We start from the raw sequence: 21,084 nt of genomic DNA on the forward strand, positions 1-21,084 counted from the left end.
TGCGCTTAAGAGACCCTTTGGTAGTACAAATTTTGTGGATGATTTGCTTCTGCAAAAAACATCCATCTTTCAGCAAGTAGACCCAGGTAGTTAATGAGCAATGCCAAAGTAATCACTAAGAAATCGGGTGAGGTGATCGCATAGGCCATCAAGATCATGGGGATGACATAGGCACAAAGCAAAATAATCTTGCGTATATTGGCAATCACTTTATCTGTTTGATGATGAAAGAATTCGCGAGTATTAAAACTGCCACCCATGAGTCCCATGGAGGTTTGGCGAATATTGTTACCCTTAATTCCAGTTGCCGTAGCCAGATTCGATTTTGGTTTTAGTTTGCGATTGCGGCTCCAAATCCAAAGCTTCAGATTCAACGATAGAAACAACAATACAAAAGCAATGACAGAGAGTGGAGCATCAATCATTTGTGCTGAGGTATCGCCCCATAGCGCAATTAGTAGTTCTAATAAAATCCAGCCAGAAGTTGCGCCCAGCAGAATAAAGTTAGTTAAGGTGGAAGGATGCGACCACTCTTGAATGAAGCGAATACATTGATAGATTTTGGCGGTGCATATCCAAAGGACTATCGTAGTCAATAGTAGAACAATCCATAGCCACTGCGGCACTTCGCCAAAGCTGGCATAAAGGAAAATTACCACTGTTACCGCCATGACTGCTGGTAGTGCGATCACCTCTCTTGATAACCAGGAGGTTCTCCACATCATGGCAGCCCGCCATGCTCTTTCTGGGTGGCCCAGGTGAAAGAATGAAGCAATTAGGCTTAAAGCCAGGATGGCAAAAGCAACTGGTAGAGCTAGATTGGCGAGAAATGCGTTGGGAATAGATTGATTATGCAAGTTTGCTAACGCTATGAAAAATAGCAGACCTTGAGCCATTCCGACCAGGGTAGTAAAGAAAATAATTGAAAATTGTGGACGCATTATTTGTCATTCCTTGCTGCATCAATCGTTTCCATAATGGAGCGTGGTAAATAGTGATTGGCTGGCTGTGTTTCCCATTCAGGCATGAGTGCATAACCAGAGCGTTCCTCGATCGCTTTGCTAGCGGCAGATTCTGGATCATGGACATCGCCAAAAATACGTGCGCTAGTAGGGCAGGCTAGTACGCAGGCAGGCTTCTTCTCAGCCTCTGGCAAAGTCTCGCTATAGATTCGATCTACGCAGAGAGTGCACTTGGTCATCACTTGGCGCTCTTCATCAAGCTCACGCGCACCGTAAGGGCAGGCCCAAGAGCAATAGCTGCAGCCAATACATTTCTCATAGTCTACGAGAACAATGCCATCCTCTTTGCGTTTATAGCTTGCACCTGTCGGGCAAACCGGAACGCAAGGAGGCTCTTCGCAATGTAAACAGGACTTTGGAAAGTGAACTGTTTGTGTATTAGGGAAGGTGCCAGCTTCAAAAGTTTGTACTCGGTTGAAGAAGGTTCCGCTTGGACTGGCGCCATAGGCATTGAGATCAGTCAAAGGACCCGCTGAGCCAGAGGTGTTCCACTCTTTGCAAGAAGTAACGCAAGCATGGCATCCCACGCATACATTCAGGTCAATAACGAGAGCTAGTTGTTTATTTTTTTTACTCATTTTGTCTCCCCCGATTTTTTGAGGGCCATTCCAGGAACTTCAAATGCTTTTACTTGCGGCCAAGTTTCTTTTGGTTCATTCTCATCAGCTGGTGCCAGTCGAACACGGACGTCATACCAGCCAGCCTGACCAGTAATCGGATCAGAATTACTTACAGTAAATCCACCCAATGGAAGCTCTTCTGAGATAAGGTGGTTTAACAGAAATCCTTTTTTAGATTCATCTGCATCGTTGGTTAAGCTCCAAGCGGATTCTGCTTTACCAATAGCATTCCAGGTCCATACTGTTCCTGGGTCAACTGCCTCGGAATGTCTTGCCATGCAGCGAACTTTCCCCCACTGAGACTCAATCCACATCCAGGCGCCATCAGCGATACCACTCTTGAGGGCAGTAGCGGTATTGACGTACAAATAGTTATGACTATGAATTTGTCTTAACCAGGCGTTTTGTGAGTCCCATGAGTGGTACATCGCCATTGGACGCTGGGTAATCGCATTCAAAGTAAATTTAGTGAGATCAGTAGCTTCATCTTCTAGCGGTGGATACCAGAAAGGCAGTGGATCGAAGTATTTATAGATACGCGCCTTTAAATGTTCTGGAGGTTGCGCACCTGGACGTTTTCCAGTGGATGCCAATCGAAAGCGTTGCAAGATATCTGAGTAAATCGCAATCATGATGGGATCGTTCTTTTGGCGTAGGGCATTCTCCTTTGAGAAGTCTAAATAGCCCTTGTTCCAGTTACGCATATATTGATGCTCCGGAGGCATGTGATATTGGTGAACGCAATTATTCTCAGCATATTTTTGCCATTGGTTTGGGTTGGGTTCACCGCGTAGTGGTTTATCACCATCTTTGCCACGCCAACCGCTTAAGAAGCCAATACCTGAGTCAGGGGTGGTTTGGAAGCGGGTAATAAAGTCTGGATAATCTTTAAACTTGCGATCCCCCTCTGGGGTGGTGAACGCAGGAAACTTTAAGCGAGAAGCCAGTTCAATCAGCACCTCCTGGAATGGTTTGCATTCGCCTAGGGGTTCGAGAACAGGGATACGAACAGAATCAACAGGACCATCAAATTCAGAGATGGGCCTATCAAGCATGCTCATCACATCATGGCGCTCAAGGTAAGTGGTGTCCGGTAGTACTAGGTCTGCAAAATCCACCATCTCTGATTGGAATGCATCGCACACAACGAGGAATGGAATCTTGAATTCGCCATCATCACCTTTTGCATTGAGATGTTCGCGAACTTCCATGGTATTCATGGTGGAGTTCCAGGACATATTAGCCATGAAGATCATCAGCGTATCAATGGAATACGGATCACCTTTAACAGCGTTAGTAATCACGTTATGCATTAAACCGTGCGCGGCTAAAGGATGCTCCCAGGAATATGCTTTATCAATACGCAGTGGTTTGCCATCAGAGTCCAACGCTAAATCTTCTGGCTGTGTTGGCCATCCCAGCGGAGGTTTAGCTAGCGGGGTGTTTGGCTTGATATCATTTTCAGAAGAAGGGGGTTTTGCATTAGGCGGAACCTGTCTTGGGTAGGGAGCTTTGTGTCTAAAGCCGCCTGGACGATCAATAGTTCCCAAGAGCGACATCAATACTGCTAAGCCTCTAGTTGTCTGGAATCCATTGGAGTGAGCAGATAAGCCGCGCATGGCATGGAAAGCAACTGGCCTACCAGTTACAGAGTCATGCTTTTCACCCCAAGAATCAGTCCATTGGATAGGCAACTTAAACTCTTGACCGAATGCAGTATCTGCCATTTCAAGAGCAAGCTTGCGAATCCGTTCTGCTGGAATGCTAGTAATGGCTGCAGCCCATTCTGGAGTAGTTTCGCTGACTTGTCTTTTTAGCAATTCAAATGCAGGCGCAACTTTTTTACCTTGATGTGGGCCTGGGCCCATCACATATTCACCGAGTAAGGCGGGTGCGGTTCCTTGCGCAAAGCAAGGTTTGGCACTTTGGGATTTTTCATCCCAGATATATTTATTATGAGGTAAATCTGTATTCAGTGGATCAGAGTCGGGGTCGTACAGAAACAAACCTTCTTCTGGTCCCGAATCCATACACACTAATTGCGCTGAGTTACTAAAGCGCTTTAAGAATTGGGCGTCGTATTTTTCAAGGCGAATAAGCTCATGCATCAAGGCCATAAACAAAGCGCCATCAGTCCCCGGTTTGATCGGAATCCATTCATCGGCAATAGCAGAATATCCAGTTCTCACCGGGTTGATTGAGATAAAGCGACCACCAGCCCGTTTGAATTTCGATAAAGCAATCTTCATTGGGTTGCTGTGATGATCTTCTGCCGTTCCAATCATGACAAACAATTTCGCTTGATCTAAATCTGGGCCGCCAAACTCCCAGAAGCTTCCGCCAATCGTATAGATCATTCCGGCCGCCATATTGACAGAGCAGAAGCCTCCATGAGCAGCATAGTTCGGTGTACCAAACTGCCTTGCAAATAAACCGGTAAGAGCTTGCATCTGGTCGCGACCAGTAAAGAGCGCAAATTTCTTGGGATCAGTGGCGCGAATTTTGGCAAGACGCTCAGTCAGAATATCAAATGCTTTTTCCCAGCTAATCGGTTCAAACTGACCATCACCTCTTTCACTGCCAGCCTTACGAAGTAGCGGCTGCGTGATGCGTGCAGGAGAATTCTGTTTCATGATTCCTGAGGCGCCCTTGGCGCAGATGACACCTTGATTTAAAGGGTGCTCAGGATTGCCATCGATATAAACTAATTTTCCATCTCGTAAGTGCGCTCTAATCCCGCAACGACAGGCGCACATATAGCAGGTAGTTTTTTTGATCTCCGTTGCTGGTGCTTGCTTGTTAATAGGGTCATGCACGGGGTCGCTAGAAAATATTTTGAACATAGGCTTCTTAATTATTGAGGGTTTTTAGCAAGTAGAATGGCCATCGCTGTAGATGCCACTCTAGAAAAAACAGAATCAGATCTGGATGTCAGTGTGATCGGAACTTGTGCGCCAAGAATGGTTCCTGCGCATTCCGCCCCAGCCATATAGACAAAAGATTTATAAAGAATATTCCCAACTTGTAAATCTGGCATTAACAAGAGATCAGGATCCCCAGCGACCTTTGAATAAATCCCTTTGGTTCTTGCTGACTGTGCTGAAATTGCATTATCAAATCCAAATGGACCTTCAATAATCGTATCCGGAAAAATCGGATGGGCAATATGCTCATCAACGATCTCTTTTGCATCAGTGGTGGAAGACATGGCTGGGTTGATTACTTCGGTAGCAGCGATAATTGCCACTTTGACATTGCTAATACTTAACCTTTTTAGGGCATCCAAACTGTTGGCTAGTATTTCTCTTTTGAGTTGAGCATTCGGCGTAATATTGACAACGGCATCAGTGACGCCAAGTAGCTTGTGGTAACGAGCCAGTTCAAATAAAAAAAGATGACTGACGCGTTTATCGGTGCGCAATCCATCTCGGTGCACAATTGGTCCCATCAGATCTTCAGTATGAAGAGATCCCTTCATCAGAACTGCTAGCTTTCCTTCTTTCACCATCTCAACCGCTTTCTTCGTTGCTAAGATGGGATCTTTCGGCGTATCGACAATCTGTATGCCATCCAAAGAGAGCTCTTCAATGGCTGCAAGTTCTTCGATTTCTTTTTTCGGGCCTATCAGGATTGGAGTGCATAACTGTCTTTTAATGAGATCAAAAACAGTTTCTAGTGCTGGTGCGCTCAGAGGGTAGACCACCCCAAGCGGCAGATCACTCTTAGCTTCCTCAATCATTTTTTCTAAGAGCGGATATTTCACGTTTAGATTTGTCCTGAGGTGACTGTAATGCTGAACTAATTAGGAGAGAGTTTGGGAAATACGCTCAGAAGCTTCTTTAAGCTTGGGAATATGTTCCATTGCTTGATTCAAGGGAAGTCTTGCAGTTGCCGCATGAACTGCTATCGCAGCTACTACCTCACCTAATGAGTCTCTGACTGGCACTGCTACACAAGAAACTCCCAATACATACTCTTCGTTATCTACCGCATAACCAGTACTCACAATTCTTTCCATCTCTGATTCCAACAGATGGCGATCAGTGATGGTTCTGTGGGTAAATTGTTGGAGCGGAAGATTTTCTAAAATCTTGGAGCGCTCATCCACAGGCTTATATGCGAGTAGTAGCTTTCCGCTGGCACTGCAATGTGGGGGCAGCACTGTGCCTGGCGGTAAATGAAGACGCAAGGCCCAGTCAGCTTCGACTCGATCTAAATAAAACAGTTCACCACGTCTCAACACAGCCAGGTTGCAGGTTTCGCCTAGATCAGCCACTAAGCCACGCAGAATGGTATGACGAATAGCGGATACGCTGTCATGTGTCAGGGTGGACATTGCCAGATGAGATAGTCGCTCACCTGGTGAATAAGTTCGTCCTCCAGGCTCTCTTGCTACTAAACCCGCCTCTTCAAAGATGGCTAATGTTCTATGCAAAGATGCTTTTGGCATTCCGGTAATTTGCATGAGTTGGGCTAGGGTGGCAGGTTGCTGCAAGGCTGCCAGGGCCTCCAAAATCACTACGCCTTTGAGCATGGAAGAGTTTTCGCTGGAACTATCTCTTTTAGCGATATCTGGCTGTTCGATGTTGTCTAGTTCAAGCATGGGCCTTAAATCTCATGAAATGTGTCATTTTGTTCATTCTAATAGAACAAGGTTGAATTTTCCAGGAAAAATGTTAGTATTTTTACTTATACGAAACAACTTGTTCCGTTTAATAAGATCATTTATGCTAACTAGAATAGCCAATAAGAGCTAATATAAGTCTAAACAGTAGTTCTATAACAGGAGATTGGGTATGCGTAGAAGCAATCTATTAGTCGCTGTTCTGTCAACAATCATCGCTTTTATGGGCTCACTTGGCATGGTGCAAGTTGCTCAGGCGCAGCAATGGCCTAATAAGCCAATTAAATTTATTGTTCCTTACCCGCCAGGTGGGGGCACCGATGTGATTGCACGTATCGTGCAGGAGCCATTAAGTCAGGCACTTGGTCAGCAGGTCATTATTGATAACCGTGGTGGTGCCGGAGGTTCGATTGGAACCGATATTGCAGCTAAGTCACCATCAGATGGGTATACCGTTTTGTTTACGCTTTCATCTCACACGATTAATCCGGCAATTTATCCAAAGCTTGCTTTTGATACTGAGAAAGATTTTTTACCGGTATCTTTAGTTGCTTCTTTGCCGCAAATCTTGGTAGCTAATCCGGATTTTCCTGCGAAGTCGGTAAAGGAAGTGATTGAAATGGCGAAGGCAAAGCCGGACTCTATTGCATATGCTTCAGTAGGCAATGGATCACCTGGCCATTTGGCTGGCGCCATGATGGCTGGATCAGCTGGTGTTTCGATGATTCATATTCCTTACCGCGGAGGTGGGCCTGCTGTCACTGATGTTATGGCTGGTCAAGTGCCACTTCTTTGGGTTTCCATTCCTGCGGCGGCAAACTATGTCAAGGCTGGCAAGCTGCGTGCATTAGCGGTATCAACCGTAAAGCGCTCACCTGTATTTCCGGACGTTCCAACTATGGCCGAGTTAGGCTTTAAAGATTACGAAGTGGACTCTTGGTACGCCATGTTTGTTCCAGCCAAAACACCACAACCCATTATTGACATCTTATACAAGGCAACAGTCAAAGTACTAGCTGAACCAGCAGTAAAAGATAAGCTCATTGCTCAAGGTGCTGAGGCAGTTGGCAGTACTCCTGCTCAATTGGGCGCAATTGTTAAAACTGAATTGGTTAAGTGGAAAAAAGTCACCAAGGATGCGGCGATTAAAGCTGAGTAAGCTTCAGAAGTTTTCAGAATTGCAGTAAATAAAAAGATAAGAGTATTAATGATGACGCCAGTAGAGGTAATTGTTGAACGTGGACGTGTAGCCCAAAAGATATTTGAGGGCTACACGCAAGCTCAGGTGAACTTGGTAGTTGAGGCGGTTGCCTGGTCGATTCTTGAGCCAAGTCGAAATCAAGAGTTGGCAGAGCTTGCTGTTCAAGATACTGGCTTAGGAGATGTAGCAGACAAGTTTAAAAAGAACTTCAGAAAAACCTTAGGCTTGGTGCGTGACTTAAGTTATGCCAAAACAGTAGGCGTTATTTCTGAAGATTTAAAGACTGGCTTGACTGAGTACGCAAGGCCGGTAGGCATAGTTGCTGCGATTACGCCATCAACGAACCCTGGCGCCACACCCATTAACAAGATCTTAAATGCTTTAAAGTGCCGTAATGCAGTAGTCGTTGCACCATCACCTAAAGGTTACTCGACTTGTGCACGTTTGCTAGAGTTTGTACACCAGCAGTTAGATCTAGTCAAAGCACCGAGAGATCTAGTGCAGATGCTGCCATCACCGATTACCAAAGATTCCACAAATGAGTTAATGCGTCTGGCAGACTTGGTTGTGGCTACTGGATCACAAGCAAATATTCGTGCTGCATATACCTGCGGCACCCCTGCTTTTGGTGTTGGGGCCGGTAATGTTCTCGTTATTATTGACGAACATGCGGATCTCAATAGTGCCGCTAATAAAATCTTGCAGTCTAAAACGTTTGATAACGCTACTAGTTGTTCTAGTGAAAATGGTGCAGTAATTTGTGCCCAGGTTTATGCAAAGGCTATTAGTGCGCTTGAAGCGGTCGGTGGCTTAATGTTAGATGCTGCCGATAAGAAGCGTCTTGAAGATGTGATGTTTCACAATGGCAAACTCACTTCAACATTGACTGCCCAGAATCCAGGGGTGATTGCTGAGCGTGCGAAATTACAAAATCCGAAGGCAAAATCAGCTAAATTCTTTATGGTTGAAGAGCAAGGATTTGGACCATCAGCACCTTTCTCTGGTGAAAAATTAAGTCCAGTCCTGACGATTTGGAAGGCTGCTGACTTTGATGCTGCAAAGCAATTGATTTCTGATGTGTATGCTTACCAAGGAGCTGGGCATTCTGTTGGCTTACATACTGCACAGAGCGGTGAAATCCTGGAATCAAGGGCTGCTGCCCTTGCGCAGCAATTGCCAGTTGCCAGAATTATTGTGAACCAGGCTCATGCGATTGCTACTGGCGGTAGTTTTGAGAATGGCTTGCCGTTTTCCTTATCCATGGGCTGTGGAACATGGGGTAAGAATAATTTCTCAGAGAATATGAACTATCGCCACTACCTCAATATTACGAGAGTGGTTAGACCAATTCCAGAGCATGTTCCCAAGGTCGAGGATTTGTTGAAAGAGTATTTCAGTCGCTATCCACAGGCTTAAGCTGAATATGACTGCTTTAAGTAAGAGCTTGGGTGAGGTACTGTTGCATTGGGAAGCGGTTCAACCTGATAAAGCATTCCTATTTGCGCCCGAGACTAGTGCCGTCCTGACTTATGGACAGCTCGCAAAAGAAGCCCGCCATTTTTCAACATGGTTGGAGCAAGAGCAAATTAGCGCACAAGGTCACGTTGGCCTCTTTATGCAAAACGGACGCCAAACGAGCACAGTTTTTTTGGCAACTATGGCATGTGGGCGCGTCATTACACCTTTAAATCTATTGGCGCCAACCGATCAACTGGCCTGGGTGTTAGATCACAGCGATATTGAGGTATTGTTTTACTCTCCTGACAAGAAGGCAGGCTTATTTCTAGCGCTTGAAAAGACTAAAAGAAAGTTCAAGGTTATTGAGCTAGATCCAGATGCGGCTGAAGGACTGTTTATGCAATGCGCCCCTAGAGCATTGCCCTCAGTTCAATCTTCGCAAGCTGCGCTCCTGATGTATACCTCAGGTACAACGGGAACTCCCAAGGGGGTATTGCTTACTCATGCTAATTTATTGCATGCTGCTCGCTCTATGGCAGCATGGCATTCATTAACGCAGTCAGACACAGTGTTGAGTTCACTCCCGATTTATCACATCAATGGACAGGTGATCTCAACAATCACGCCATTTGTATCCGGTGGGTCTGTGGTAGCCCCACATACTTTTTCTGTCTCGAGTTGGTGGGGTTTAGCAATTCAGTACCGGTGTACCTGGATCAATATGGTTCCAACCATCATTGCATATTTAATTAATGCTGCCAAGAGTGGTGGAGTATTACCAAGTCGCGAGGACTTGAAATGGATTCGATTTGGTCGATCAGCCTCTGCTCCTTTGCCCCCCGAGCATCATCGTGAGTTTGAAGCCCTATTTGGTATTACTGTCATTGAAGGTATGGGTATGACCGAGTCGGCATCGATGGTCTTTTGCAACCCCCATGATGAGAGTAGACGCTATGGTAGTCCGGGTCAGCCTTGTGGAGTAGAAGCAAAGGTAATCGATCCGGAGGGAAATCCTCTGGGTAACAATGTTGTGGGTGAGATTTGTCTGCGTGGCGGGAATGTACTTAATGCTTATTACAAAGCGGAGGCGGAAACAGTCAAGGCTTTTGATAGTGAAGGCTGGCTAAAGACTGGCGATCTGGGTATGCGTGACGACGATGGTTTTTATTTCATCACCGGGCGTCTGAAAGAATTAATTATTAAGGGCGGGGAAAATATTGCGCCCCGCGAAATTGATGAAGCGGTCTTAAAACATCCTGCAGTATTGGATGCAGCTGCAGTTGGAATTCCGGATAGTAACTACGGACAAGAAATTATGGTGTGTATTGTTCTCAAGCCAGATGCCACATGTTCTGAAGATGAAATGCGCTCATTTTGCTTAAAAGAGTTGGGTAAATTTAGAACCCCCAAAGTTATTCTCTTCATGGAAGATCTGCCACGTGGACCGTCAGGCAAAGTGCAGCGCTTAAAGTTATTGGATTTGCAAAAGGCGCACTAAGTTTTCTAGTTCTTTTGACTAAAGTGTCTGATCAGCATGGAGCTGACGATTCCAGAAAGTATTGCCCACTCCAGCGGGATGGTGATGGTGCCAATGCCGGTAATCAACATGGGAATCCATTCCCTTGACCCTCTTTGAAATTCATGGCGAATCTGTTTTATATCAATTAAGTTCCAAGCAACCACCAGTAATAGTGCTGCGATGACTACGTACGGGATATGTTTCACTAATGGTGATAAAAAGGCGAGCAATATTAGGAGAAATACTGCCGCGCAAATTGCTGAAAGAGGCGTTTTTGCTCCTGAAGCGAGATTGACGCCGGTGCGATTGAATGAGCCGCTGGCGGGGTAGGCTGAAAAAAATGATCCACATACATTGGCCAATCCTTGACCAATAAACTCTTGATTGGCATTAAATTGATCTTTTGTTTTTAATGCAATGGCTCGTGCAATTGCCATTGCTTCGGTCGATGCCAACAGCGTCATGATGAGAGCTGCACTAAATAGCTTTTGTAAAGTTTCACCACTTAAATCTGGGCTAGAAATTGGCGGGAATGCGCCTGGTATATCTTGAACCCTCTTAAAAGCGGCGATAGTAGGTAAAAATTTTTCCAACAAGACCGCTGCAATACTGCCCAGTACAACAGCAACAAGCATAGCAGGCAAGAAGCGATTCAGAGGCTTCCATAGTCTAATGGCAATTAAGGTAAAGACTACTAGCGCTGGGGCTGCCATTTGCCATTGATTATTCAAGAGTGCAGATGTAACGGCGCTAAGCGTTTCTGGAACGCCTATCCCTTTCGGGATGCTGATGCCTAGAAGGGTGCCCAGTTGACTATTGATAATTAAGATTGCTGCACCAACAGTGAAGCCAACAATCACGGAGTGAGGAATTTGCTCAACCCATTTTCCTGCCTTAGCAAATCCCAGGGCAAGTTGTAGAACACCCACCAAAAAGCTGAGCGTTAAAACATATCCAACATATTGACTTGACTCAGGGAGCGCTAATGGAGAGATTAAAGCCATTGTTGTTAAGGAAATTGCATTAGCAGGACCAGTCACCATTAAGCGACTTGAGCCAAATAGTGCTGCTACAAGACAGGGGATCATGGCTGCGTATAGACCATAGTGAGGCGGCATACCTGCTAGCAATGCAAACGCAATACCTTGAGGCATGACAACGATTGCGCCAGTCAGCCCTGCAAAAATATCTGCCCGTATCGTTCCTGGTATCTGATATTCAGGAAGCCACTTGCTAAATGGTAGTTGCCAGCGCATGGAGATTAAATGCGTCCCAAAATAAGGTCAGCAGCTCTTTCTGCAAGCATCACGGCAGGCCAATTGGTATTGCCCGATGGCAATGTCGGCATTGCTGAGCAATCAACCACCCTGAGACCTTGTACACCCCTTACTCTTAACGAAGAATCGAGCACTGCCATCGGGTCGCTGTCTGGACCCATTTGGCAGGTACCAGTTGGATGGAAAATCGTGGCGCCATTATTTCGGCAAAACTCCAAAATTTCTTCATCTGACTGCGGGTTATTTGGCTTTACCTCTCGAGTGATGAGAGATCGCAGTGGTTCAGTCTGCGCAATTTTTCTGGCGTACTTAACGGCGGCAATACTAATTTCGCGGTCGTAGGATGTCGACATATAGTTGGCAAACATTTTGGGAGGTATGAGTGGATCAGCTGACTGAATGCGAACATGGCCTCGAGACTCAGGACGTAGTTGGCACACAGACATGGTGAATCCAGAGAAAGGGTGAACCTTGCCCCCAGCCATTTCTGCGGACAGTGTTGCTAGGTGAAATTGGATGTCAGGCGTTTTGGAGTCCTTCATCACGCGTGTAAAAAGACCGCCTTGATTAATGCCAATTGATAATGGACCGCCACGGAAGAGTAACCAATCTAAGCCCATTTTGAGCTGTCCAAACCAAGATGAGAGTTGATCATTGGTTGAGATGGGTTGGTTTAGTTCGTAAATAAGGCGGTGCTGTAGATGGTCTTGCAGATTTTCACCAACACCTGGCAAATCATGCACAAGCGGGATGTTAAATTCTTGTAAGAGTTTGGCTGGGCCCACGCCTGAGAGTTGTAATAGTTGCGGACTCTGAATTGCACCTGTACTCAGGATGACTTCTTTATTGGCGCGCAATATGCTTTTGCTACCGTTACGAAAAATCTCAATTCCCACAGCCTTTTTATTTTCAAAAATAACCCTGCAGGCCTGACTATCTGTCAGGATTTCCAAATTATTTCGTTTCTTAGCAGGCTTTAAATAAGCAACTGCAGTGCTGCAACGAAAACCTTTATGGGTGGTTAACTGATAGTAGCCAACACCTTCTTGAGTTAAGTTGTTGAAATCCTCTGTTTCCGGGACTCCCAAGGCATTGGCTGTCTTCTTGAATGCTTCAACCAGTGGATGCTTCTTTGGAATAGATGATGCTTTCAAGGGGCCTTTTTGCGAATGCAGTGGTTCGCTGAGGCGATCATTTCCTTCTGCTTTTTTAAAGTAGGGCAGCACATCATCCCAACCCCAGCCCGGGTTTCCGAGATCGCGCCAGGCGTCGTAATCTTCCTTTTGTCCGCGGATAAAAATTAAGCCGTTGATTGAACTGGAGCCACCTAAAGTTTTTCCTCTAGGCCAATAAATCTGTCGATTATTTACACCTGGATCAGGTTCAGTTTGAAATTTCCAATTGACTTTGGGATCCCACATAGTTTTGGCATATCCAATCGGCAGATGAATCCAAGGGGAGCGATCTTTGGGTCCAGCCTCAATCAGACAAACAGAATTATTAGGATCCTCTGATAAGCGACTGGCTAAAACACAACCAGATGAGCCCCCGCCTACAACAATGTAATCAAACGATGTATTTGACATGTTGATTAATGCTTTCTTAATCCTAGAATTTCACGCGCCTGCGCTGGGGTTGCCACTGTTCGGTTATAGGAGGGCGCCATTTCAGCAAGCCGTGCTACTAGTTCAGCATTATCTTTTGCGGCTCGTGTTTTATCAAAGCGCGTATTGTCTTCAAGGCCGGTTCGTACATGGCCACCCAATTCGAGGGTCCACTCGTTTACAGGGAGTTGATAGCGCGCAATTCCGGCTGCACACCAGGTCGCATCAGGCATGACTGCTTTTAGCTCTGAAATGAGGAATTCTAGAATCGAGCGCCTTGCGGGCATAGCATTGGGAATACCCATGACAAATTGCACATGGGCTGGGGCTTTGAGGAGGCCACGCTCAATTAAATTTGCCGCGTTATAGAGCATGGCAAGGTCAAATATTTCTATTTCCGGCTTGATTTCATGCTTCAGCATCTCGCTTGCAAGCCCATCAACAAATTCTGGTGGATTTTCGTATATACCATTGGGAAAGTTCACAGAACCAGTAGCCAGAGAGGCCATATCAGGACGATGAAATAACATTCCGCCGCGAGCAGCTTGATCGCGTCCACGGCCGCCAGTTGAAAATTGAATAATCATTCCTGGGCAATATTTTTGAATACCTTCTTGCACAGCCGCATACAAACTAGGATCTGAACTTGGTGTTTCATCCGCGTTGCGGACATGAATATGCGCAAGAGAGGCTCCCGCTTCAAATGCTTTGTGAGTTTCTTCAATCTGTTCGCTAGTAGTCACTGGTAGCCCTGGACAATCTTTCTTACGAGGAATAGCTCCGGTCATAGCGACAGTGATGATTACAGGAGTTGTCATATGTTTTCCAATCAATTAATTACTGGTTTCGGAGAGGCTGCTTTGAATATCATTTGCAGCGTGCTTTAGTGGTTTGACATAAAAATCAATGGATTTTTCTTGCATACGCAATGCGGGACCATGTGCTGTAATCGTGGCAAATGTTTTATCTTTTGAATTGATTACAGGTACAGCAATTCCAATGAATCCCTCTAGGAAGGCTGATTCATCGAGGGCGTAGCCGTCGTGACGTAATTTTTTCTAGTTCAGAAAATAGCTTGTTGTAGCTTGTAATTGTTTTTGGTGTGTAGGTCTCGAATGGTTCATTTCCTAGTGAGCGCCGAACCTGTAATTCAGTCATACCAGAGAGAAATAATTTTCCACTGGCAGTGCAGTGCAGGGGTACGCGCATACCAAGATCTACGTGAAGACGAATAGGTGCACTTGTTTCGACGCGGTCGAGGTACATCACTTTATTGCCATCCAAGATATTGAAGTTGCAGGTTTCACCAATTTCCTCAACTAGACGTTTCATGACTGCTACACGCTGTGATCGGACGGAATCTACAGAAAGAATGTTCATTCCCATAATTCTCAGTTTTGCGCTCGGCTGAAAACGTCTGCCATTCGGGTCGCGTTCGATAAATCCTTGGGCAACCAATGTATTGAGTAATCTAAATGCAGTGGGTTTGGCTAAGCCTGTGCCGGTAGAAATTGTCTCTAGGGTGAGCGGGAACTCCGATTGGGCAATGGTCTCCAGAATGAGTAATACCTTTTCCGCCATGCTGGATTTGGCGGATTCTTCCAGGATTTCAGCTGGAGGGGTGATGCGGGAGAGCTTTTCTTGCATTTATTAGGGAATATTTGAAGATATTTGCATTTTTAAGTGTTTACCCTTAAAGCATTTCACCTGATGATACTTTAAATTTCATTAGAGAAAATATTAACTAAAAATACGAGACAGTGCAAACAAAAAAGAAAGTCGCCTCTAAAGCGAAAGTAAAGACCAAGCCTTCCAAAAAAGTTCCAGTCAAAAAAGCTGCAACTAAAGTTAAGGTGCCACCTGAATTCACAATGAAGCAGGTGAAGGAAATTGTTGCCCTCATTAAGGATGCGGGCACGTTCAATACCTTTGGTTATAAGACCGATGAATTTGAAATTGAGATTTCAGTAGGAGCACAAACCGCATTTACTCCAAGTACTTATGTTGCTCCACAAGTAGTGACGCCTACGTCCGCTAGTAGTGCTCCTGCTCCGGCTGCACCCACATCCTCATTGGCACTCTCATCATCAGAGCGTGCCATTACAAGCCCAATGATTGGTACTTTCTATCGTCGTCCTAGCCCCAGCTCTGCACCATTTGTTGAGGTGGGGGATAGTGTGTTGCCCACTACGGATGTTTGTATCGTTGAGGTAATGAAATTACTGAACACCATTCCTGCAGAATGTACCGGGAAGGTTATTCGTATCTTGGTTGACGATGGAGCAACGATTGAAGTTGGTCAACCCCTCATGGTGATTGAGCTTACTTAATGGCCACCAAAAAACCATTCGAAATGATTGATGTCACTCTGCGCGATGCGCATCAGTGCCTTTGGTCTACGCGGATGACTACGCCTCATATGTATCCAGCCCTAGCCGATATAGATCGGGCTGGGTACGGCTATATCAATATTTTAGGCGGTGCTGTATTTGACGTGATGGTGCGCTTCTTGCGCGAAGATCCTTGGAAGCGTATGGAGTTTTTAAGTAAGCAACTAAGCACTCCCACGGATGCATTAACACGTGGCCAAAGTATTTATACGTTTGAGCTATTTCCAGATGATGTTGTTGCCCTGAATGTCGAGCTCTTGGCTCAGTCTGGCGTAAGGGTACTCACTGTATATGATGCCCTTAATGACAACCGTAATATTGAATCTTCGGTAGCAGCGGGCAAGAAAAATGGCATGTTAATTAATGCCATGTTGACTTATGCCTTAAGCCCAGTCCATGACGATACTTACTTTATTGCGCGTACTCGGGAGTTGGTGAAATTAGGCGTCGACTTTATTTCAGTGAAAGACCCAACTGGTTTGCTAACGCCTGAACGAGCTGCCACTCTTTTTCCTGCTGTAGTTTCTGCAGCAGCTGGTATCCCCATTAAATTACACTCACATTGCCAGTCTGGCTTAGCGCCATTGGTTTATGAGGAGGCTATTAAGGCTGGGTTTGCTTATGGTTACGTAGCAACAGATTGCCTAGCGAATGGTGCCTCGCTACCTTCAGTATTGGATGTGTATGCCAGCGCCCAGAAATTTGGTCGAGCTCCAAAGATGGATCTTTCTGCTTTGCAAAAAGTAGATGAATACTTTGATTGGATTTGTACGCGAGATAACTTTGCTCGCGGAGAGAAGGCGACTTACGATCCGGCGCTATACGAACATCAAATTCCGGGTGGAATGATCTCCAATTTACGCGCTCAATTAGCAACCATGGGCATTTCCCACCGAGAAGCAGAAATTCTTGAGGAAACTGCTCGGGTCCGTGAAGACTTGGGCTACCCCATATTGGTGAGCCCATTTGCGCAATATATTGTGACTCAAGCAGTTCTGAATGTAATGCAGGGTGAGCGCTATAAAACGATCCCCGATGAGATTAAGCTTTATCTCAAAGGACACTATGGAAGGTTGGCCGGCACACCGAGTGCAAAAGTAATGGATCGTGCTAATGTTGATTACGACGCCTCTCGCAGACCTGGAGAATTAATTGAGCCTGCGTTACCTGGCTTAAGAAAAAAATGGGGGCGCTCAATTAGTAACGAGCAATTAAGTCTTCATGCTTTTTATCCTGAGAATCTGGCTTTGGGATTGCGGGATGGCGCTTTAGAAGCTGCAAAGCAAGGACCTGCTTTACAGCCCTTTACTGAGTTGGTGAAGTATTTGGTTATGAAAAAAGAATATAGAAGAATTAGGACTAAATTAGGCGGTGTAGAGTTAAGCTTCAGTAGTTAGTATTAGATGTTCGCGGTTTGGTATCAGTGCAGGTAATTCCAATATTAAGGAGATCGTAATGAAAGAATTTAACGTATCACGTCGTATTTTTTCAGTGCTGGCTGTTGCCATGCTCTCGGGCGCGCCAATGTTATCAATGGCGCAAGATGCCACTAAATTTACTAACTATGGCTGGCCGGAAAATGCTTATGAAAAAATTTCCCCTAAGTCCGTTGCTTGGTTGAAAGAAAAAGGCTGGTGGCCACTCCAGGTTGCATTCCAGCCGCCATGGTCAGGTCAAAATACAATCAATTTAGTCATGGATAAAACAGGGCTTTTATCCAAAAGAGGTATTGAGGCTAAGTTTCAGGCTTTCCCATCCGGACCTGCGATTAACGAGGTGATTATTTCTGGACGGTTCCAGTTTGGTAATGGTGGAAACTTCCCATTTACTACATTAATCGATAAAAACGTCCCTGTTAAAACCATCGCGATCATCAACGTCAATTTGATGCACGCTATGCTAGTACCGCTTGACTCAAAAATTAAGTCGATTGACGATTTCAAAAATCGCAAAGAACCTGCAACCATTGGCTTGGTTACAGGCTCTTCTGCTGAGTTCTATATACAGGCAGCAGCCAAAGCTCACGGACTTGTCATTGGCAAAGATATTATTCTGAAGAATATGCCTCCAGGCGAGCAAATGGCAATGCCAAAAGGTATTGATGCAGTCGTGCCATGGGATCCAACGCCAACCATTATGGTGAAAGAGCGTAAAAATGCGCGCATCATCAACGATAGCTACCCATACAACATTTACGGCTCATCATTTTACGTGCGTCAAGAGGTCATTGATAATGCGCCAGACGTGGTTCAGGCATTTACCGATGCAATTGTTGAGGCGACTCTTTGGATACGAAAAAATCCGGATGATGCCGTGAAAGCGATGCAAGAAGATCCAAACCTGAAAAATTTCTCAGCTGCAATTCTGCGCGAACAAATTAACATGTACAACAATCTGGATAAGCCAACCTATCTTTATCCGATTCCTTTGTTCTGGGGACGTGCAAATGAGCCAATTTATGAGTGGTTATATGAAAATAAACGTATCCAAAACAAAACCTCAGCATCCACATTTATTACTGCAGTAGATGCGCGTTTTATGGACAATACTTTCTCAAAGCTTGGTTGGACAGTTCCAAAACTTCCTCCATTCCTGCCTGCCAGCTGGTCAGCGCCTATGGATAAGATTCCGTATCCAAAGTATTCAACTCCGTTGAATACTACTAAGCCGCAGCCATTCCCGGAAAAAGGTGACTTAACCAAAGATTGGTCATTCGACAATAAGGTGTATAAAAAATAATGAATTACCTCCGCTCTATGTTCCAACTTCGGCGTTTGGTTTTGCTTGCGATATTACTGGCTAGCTGGGAGTTAGCTAGCCGGTTTATCTTGGATAAAACTCAGGCAACGCTACTGCCGCCGCCTTCGGGTGTTTTAAATGGTGCCATAGAGTTAAGTTCGTCCGGTGAACTTTGGAAGCACGTACTCGATAGCTTAAGGCGAGAATTTATCGCCTTTTGCTATGCGAGCGTGGCCATCCCACTGGGAATAATGATGGGCTGCTTTAAATGGCTCAATGAACAAGTAGATCCAATTATTGAAATTTTGAGACCTATTCCACCAATTGCATGGATTCCACTGAGTATCTTGTGGTTTGGTGTAGGTAATACACAAAATCAATTCATTATCTTTTTAGGAATCTTCTTTCCTATATTGCTCAATACCATTGATGCAGTAAAGAATGTGGAGCCAAGCTTGATACGCGCTGCACGCTGTTTGGGTGCTGGTGATTGGAACGTCATTACTCGCGTCATCCTAAGGGCTGCTCTACCGCAGATTACTACTGGTATTCGCATTGGTCTTGGGGTTGGTTGGATGGCCTTAGTAGCAGCAGAATTGGTGGGCGCAAATTCCGGCCTTGGATTTCTCATCAACGATGCTAGAACAGTTTTGCGTACTGACTTTATTCTGACTGGAATGTTAGCGATTGGTCTAATTGGCCTTTGTATTGATCGCATTATTCGCTATAGCGCTAAGACTCTCATGCCTTGGGCTAGATCCTTAAACTCGTAGTTGATCATCTAATCAAAAATATAAAATGCTTGCACTAAAAGTAGAAAAAGTAAAAAAGATTTTTCCATCTCTTAATTCAAAGGGGCAAGAAGTACTTGCCCTCGACGATATTTCTTTAGAGGTGAATAAGAACGAGTTTTACTCAATACTAGGTCATAGCGGCTGTGGCAAAACGACTTTGCTCAACTTGATTGCGGGTTTTGAGGTTCCTACTTCAGGTCGAATCGAATGCGCTGGAAAGTTGGTAAATGGCCCTGGTGCTGATCGATCCATGGTCTTTCAGGACTATGCCCTATTTCCTTGGCTGACGGTATATGACAACATTGCCTTTGGTCTAAAAATTAAGGGAATGGGCTCGAGCGAGGTTAAGCAGATAGTTACTCGCTTTGCCGCTTTAGTTGGCTTAAGTCAATTCACAGGACACTATCCTCATCAACTATCTGGCGGTATGCGTCAACGGGTATCTATTGCTAGAGCTCTTGTAGTTGATCCTACTGTTTTGTTAATGGATGAACCATTTGCTGCTCTAGATGCGCAAAATCGCGGAATGATGCAAGCTGAAATGATCCGTATTTTGAACGAAGAGTCTAAGACGGTTGTATTGGTTACGCACAGCATTGAAGAGGCGATTAATCTTTCAGACGTCATCGTTGTGATGACACGCCGCCCTGGAAGGGTGAAAGAAATTATTCGTGTTCCAGAGCCACGCAGAATGGTCGAGGACACCCCTGCCTATTTAGAGATTCGTCGGCAAATTCGCGATCTCATTGCTGGCGAACATGATGTCAGTGAGGCCGTTTGATTCTTGAAAACCTAGCCTCGATTTGCCTATTGATATTTGCGGCATTTTTTGGTGGTTTCATTAGAAGACTAAGTGGGTTTGGTGGGGCGCTCATTATGACGCCCCTTTTAATGTGGATATTCCCAATCCCATTTTTGATTCCGATCGTGATGTGCTCTGAAGTATTTGGCGGAGCTTTACTTTCTAGGCATTGGAAATTACATCCGGGAGACCGATCTCGTCTTTGGTATATGTTAATTTTTTCAGCCATTTTTCTACCTCTGGGTATTTGGTTGAGCGGATTTATACCGCTAGTTGTGCTCAAGTCCGCTACGAGTGGAGTCATCCTCTTTTTCGCTAGCTACCTGCTCCTTAAGCCGCATATTCAATTAAACGCCACTAGATTTTTGGATGGTCTGGCAGGGGGTTTGTCTGGATTGTTATTAGGTTCATGTGGAATAGGGGGGCCACCAGCAGCCCTATATCTCAATTCAACCAATCAAGCATTTGATAGAACACGATCTTTGTTGTCCCAATTTGTTTCTGGCATTTCTGTCTTTGCGATTGCTGCTGCCAGTTTGATGGGTGGCGGGATAGACTGGCTCATCTATCTTCTACCGGCTATCCCTGTGTACTGGTTGGGAATGAGATTGGCCAATAGTGTTTTGGCGGCCCATGCTATATCTGATAGCGATTTAAAGCGACTTTGTTTATTCCTTCTCATCGCGAATGCAGGCTTTAATTTGCTACTTTTGTTTATATTTAAATAGATATAAGCTAATGAAATCTATATTCTTTTCAGATATATAAAAGAACTCTATTCTCTAAGTTCCTTGGATAAAGATGCCGACTTAGATTAAATGAAGGAGTTCTAAATGAGTTACACAACAGAAAACACACAGGATGCTGCTGTTGAATCAGTTTTGCTGACTACAGAAAAAACATTTATCGCTTCTGAGAGTAGGAATTGCTCTGACAAGAGTCAAGCTGCTGAAATGGTTTACTTTCAAATAGAAGACTGATTATTTTGAATTGCAGATGCTTTGATTGAGTTTCTGTTTGGGATATAAAAAAAC

20 protein-coding genes are annotated in these 21,084 nt (G+C 45.0%); 10 read left to right on the forward strand and 10 right to left on the reverse strand.

The window, feature by feature from the left end; genetic code table 11:
• Window positions 1–5 precede the first annotated feature (5 nt).
• From B6A14_RS04065 to B6A14_RS04085, 5 genes are read right to left on the reverse strand one after another with little or no spacing between them, the layout of a single operon-like run.
• Entirely contained in the window at window positions 6–941 is a 936-nt protein-coding gene (locus B6A14_RS04065; RefSeq protein WP_087909171.1) for a dimethyl sulfoxide reductase anchor subunit family protein, read from the reverse strand.
• Window positions 941–1,600 carry a 4Fe-4S dicluster domain-containing protein gene (locus B6A14_RS04070; protein WP_087909172.1) on the reverse strand — a complete coding sequence of 220 codons (660 nt, stop codon included), beginning with the start codon at window positions 1,598–1,600 and terminating at the stop codon, window positions 941–943. Before B6A14_RS04070 ends, B6A14_RS04065 begins: the two co-directional genes overlap by 1 nt.
• Window positions 1,597–4,485, reverse strand: a complete 2,889-nt coding sequence (locus B6A14_RS04075) for a molybdopterin oxidoreductase family protein (RefSeq protein WP_087909173.1) — start codon at window positions 4,483–4,485, stop codon at window positions 1,597–1,599. The genes B6A14_RS04070 and B6A14_RS04075 overlap by 4 nt, the downstream gene beginning before the upstream one ends.
• Window positions 4,486–4,496: 11 nt before the next feature.
• Complete coding sequence (locus B6A14_RS04080) at window positions 4,497–5,405, reverse strand: bifunctional enoyl-CoA hydratase/phosphate acetyltransferase (protein ID WP_236635652.1); 909 nt, start codon at window positions 5,403–5,405, stop codon at window positions 4,497–4,499.
• A 39-nt stretch (window positions 5,406–5,444) separates the two neighbouring features.
• On the reverse strand, window positions 5,445–6,245 hold the full coding sequence (locus B6A14_RS04085) for an IclR family transcriptional regulator (RefSeq protein WP_236635653.1): 801 nt from the start codon (window positions 6,243–6,245) through the stop codon (window positions 5,445–5,447).
• A 193-nt stretch (window positions 6,246–6,438) separates the two neighbouring features.
• Here B6A14_RS04085 and B6A14_RS04090 point away from each other — a divergent pair, with 193 nt between their 5' ends.
• Genes B6A14_RS04090 through B6A14_RS04100 form a run of 3 tightly spaced genes read left to right on the forward strand, consistent with a single transcriptional unit; the run spans window position 6,439 to window position 10,423 of the window.
• The gene (locus B6A14_RS04090) at window positions 6,439–7,425 is read left to right on the forward strand and encodes a tripartite tricarboxylate transporter substrate binding protein (RefSeq protein WP_087909175.1); all 987 of its coding nucleotides are present in this window, start codon (window positions 6,439–6,441) and stop codon (window positions 7,423–7,425) included.
• Between the two features lie 48 nt (window positions 7,426–7,473).
• Entirely contained in the window at window positions 7,474–8,883 is a 1,410-nt protein-coding gene (gene sauS / locus B6A14_RS04095; RefSeq protein WP_087909176.1) for an acylating sulfoacetaldehyde dehydrogenase, read from the forward strand.
• A gap of 7 nt (window positions 8,884–8,890) precedes the next feature.
• The gene (locus B6A14_RS04100; RefSeq protein ID WP_087909177.1) at window positions 8,891–10,423 is read left to right on the forward strand and encodes an AMP-binding protein; all 1,533 of its coding nucleotides are present in this window, start codon (window positions 8,891–8,893) and stop codon (window positions 10,421–10,423) included.
• Window positions 10,424–10,428: 5 nt separating this feature from the next.
• Here the strand turns inward: B6A14_RS04100 and B6A14_RS04105 are convergent, their stop codons facing one another.
• Genes B6A14_RS04105 through B6A14_RS04125 form a run of 5 tightly spaced genes read right to left on the reverse strand, consistent with a single transcriptional unit; the run spans window position 10,429 to window position 14,972 of the window.
• Window positions 10,429–11,700, reverse strand: coding sequence for a SulP family inorganic anion transporter (locus B6A14_RS04105; RefSeq protein ID WP_087909178.1), 1,272 nt, complete (start codon window positions 11,698–11,700; stop codon window positions 10,429–10,431).
• 5 nt (window positions 11,701–11,705) lie between these two features.
• On the reverse strand, window positions 11,706–13,307 hold the full coding sequence (locus tag B6A14_RS04110) for a GMC family oxidoreductase (protein ID WP_087909179.1): 1,602 nt from the start codon (window positions 13,305–13,307) through the stop codon (window positions 11,706–11,708).
• 5 nt (window positions 13,308–13,312) lie between these two features.
• On the reverse strand, window positions 13,313–14,143 hold the full coding sequence (locus B6A14_RS04115) for a BKACE family enzyme (RefSeq protein ID WP_087909180.1): 831 nt from the start codon (window positions 14,141–14,143) through the stop codon (window positions 13,313–13,315).
• Between the two features lie 15 nt (window positions 14,144–14,158).
• Entirely contained in the window at window positions 14,159–14,326 is a 168-nt protein-coding gene (locus tag B6A14_RS10570; RefSeq protein WP_407947033.1) for an IclR family transcriptional regulator domain-containing protein, read from the reverse strand.
• 22 nt (window positions 14,327–14,348) lie between these two features.
• Entirely contained in the window at window positions 14,349–14,972 is a 624-nt protein-coding gene (locus tag B6A14_RS04125; RefSeq protein ID WP_087909182.1) for an IclR family transcriptional regulator, read from the reverse strand.
• A 113-nt stretch (window positions 14,973–15,085) separates the two neighbouring features.
• On the opposite strand from B6A14_RS04125, the gene accB reads away from it, so the two are divergent.
• From accB to B6A14_RS10245, 7 genes are all read left to right on the forward strand, one after another.
• Window positions 15,086–15,655, forward strand: coding sequence for an acetyl-CoA carboxylase biotin carboxyl carrier protein (gene accB, locus B6A14_RS04130; RefSeq protein WP_087909183.1), 570 nt, complete (start codon window positions 15,086–15,088; stop codon window positions 15,653–15,655).
• Window positions 15,655–17,112: a pyruvate carboxylase subunit B gene (locus tag B6A14_RS04135; protein WP_087909184.1), complete on the forward strand. Its 1,458-nt coding sequence runs from the start codon at window positions 15,655–15,657 to the stop codon at window positions 17,110–17,112. Before accB ends, B6A14_RS04135 begins: the two co-directional genes overlap by 1 nt.
• Before the next feature lie 58 nt (window positions 17,113–17,170).
• Window positions 17,171–18,454 carry an ABC transporter substrate-binding protein gene (locus B6A14_RS04140; RefSeq protein WP_087909185.1) on the forward strand — a complete coding sequence of 428 codons (1,284 nt, stop codon included), beginning with the start codon at window positions 17,171–17,173 and terminating at the stop codon, window positions 18,452–18,454.
• A gap of 17 nt (window positions 18,455–18,471) precedes the next feature.
• A complete protein-coding gene (locus tag B6A14_RS04145; RefSeq protein ID WP_161491104.1) occupies window positions 18,472–19,227 on the forward strand; it encodes an ABC transporter permease in 756 nt (251 codons plus the stop codon).
• A 25-nt stretch (window positions 19,228–19,252) separates the two neighbouring features.
• Window positions 19,253–20,029, forward strand: a complete 777-nt coding sequence (locus B6A14_RS04150; protein WP_087909187.1) for an ABC transporter ATP-binding protein — start codon at window positions 19,253–19,255, stop codon at window positions 20,027–20,029.
• Window positions 20,030–20,058: 29 nt separating this feature from the next.
• Window positions 20,059–20,778 carry a sulfite exporter TauE/SafE family protein gene (locus B6A14_RS04155; RefSeq protein ID WP_236635662.1) on the forward strand — a complete coding sequence of 240 codons (720 nt, stop codon included), beginning with the start codon at window positions 20,059–20,061 and terminating at the stop codon, window positions 20,776–20,778.
• Window positions 20,779–20,883: 105 nt separating this feature from the next.
• Window positions 20,884–21,030, forward strand: a complete 147-nt coding sequence (locus B6A14_RS10245) for a hypothetical protein (protein WP_161491105.1) — start codon at window positions 20,884–20,886, stop codon at window positions 21,028–21,030.
• Window positions 21,031–21,084 lie beyond the last annotated feature (54 nt).

Source organism: Polynucleobacter hirudinilacicola, from assembly GCF_002192535.1.
GTDB classification, from domain to species: Bacteria; Pseudomonadota; Gammaproteobacteria; order Burkholderiales; family Burkholderiaceae; genus Polynucleobacter; species Polynucleobacter hirudinilacicola.

Bases quoted from the DNA above. Each gene is read 5' to 3' on its own strand.
- B6A14_RS04065 (WP_087909171.1), bottom strand. From the start codon at position 941: ATGCGTCCACAATTTTCAATTATTTTCTTTACTACCCTGGTCGGAATG.
- B6A14_RS04070 (WP_087909172.1), bottom strand. From the start codon at position 1,600: ATGAGTAAAAAAAATAAACAACTAGCTCTCGTTATTGACCTGAATGTA.
- B6A14_RS04075 (WP_087909173.1), bottom strand. From the start codon at position 4,485: ATGTTCAAAATATTTTCTAGCGACCCCGTGCATGACCCTATTAACAAG.
- B6A14_RS04085 (WP_236635653.1), bottom strand. From the start codon at position 6,245: ATGCTTGAACTAGACAACATCGAACAGCCAGATATCGCTAAAAGAGAT.
- B6A14_RS04090 (WP_087909175.1), top strand. From the start codon at position 6,439: ATGCGTAGAAGCAATCTATTAGTCGCTGTTCTGTCAACAATCATCGCT.
- sauS (WP_087909176.1), top strand. From the start codon at position 7,474: ATGATGACGCCAGTAGAGGTAATTGTTGAACGTGGACGTGTAGCCCAA.
- B6A14_RS04100 (WP_087909177.1), top strand. From the start codon at position 8,891: ATGACTGCTTTAAGTAAGAGCTTGGGTGAGGTACTGTTGCATTGGGAA.
- B6A14_RS04105 (WP_087909178.1), bottom strand. From the start codon at position 11,700: ATGCGCTGGCAACTACCATTTAGCAAGTGGCTTCCTGAATATCAGATA.
- B6A14_RS04110 (WP_087909179.1), bottom strand. From the start codon at position 13,307: ATGTCAAATACATCGTTTGATTACATTGTTGTAGGCGGGGGCTCATCT.
- B6A14_RS04115 (WP_087909180.1), bottom strand. From the start codon at position 14,143: ATGACAACTCCTGTAATCATCACTGTCGCTATGACCGGAGCTATTCCT.
- B6A14_RS04125 (WP_087909182.1), bottom strand. From the start codon at position 14,972: ATGCAAGAAAAGCTCTCCCGCATCACCCCTCCAGCTGAAATCCTGGAA.
- B6A14_RS04135 (WP_087909184.1), top strand. From the start codon at position 15,655: ATGGCCACCAAAAAACCATTCGAAATGATTGATGTCACTCTGCGCGAT.
- B6A14_RS04140 (WP_087909185.1), top strand. From the start codon at position 17,171: ATGAAAGAATTTAACGTATCACGTCGTATTTTTTCAGTGCTGGCTGTT.
- B6A14_RS04145 (WP_161491104.1), top strand. From the start codon at position 18,472: ATGTTCCAACTTCGGCGTTTGGTTTTGCTTGCGATATTACTGGCTAGC.
- B6A14_RS04150 (WP_087909187.1), top strand. From the start codon at position 19,253: ATGCTTGCACTAAAAGTAGAAAAAGTAAAAAAGATTTTTCCATCTCTT.
- B6A14_RS10245 (WP_161491105.1), top strand. From the start codon at position 20,884: ATGAGTTACACAACAGAAAACACACAGGATGCTGCTGTTGAATCAGTT.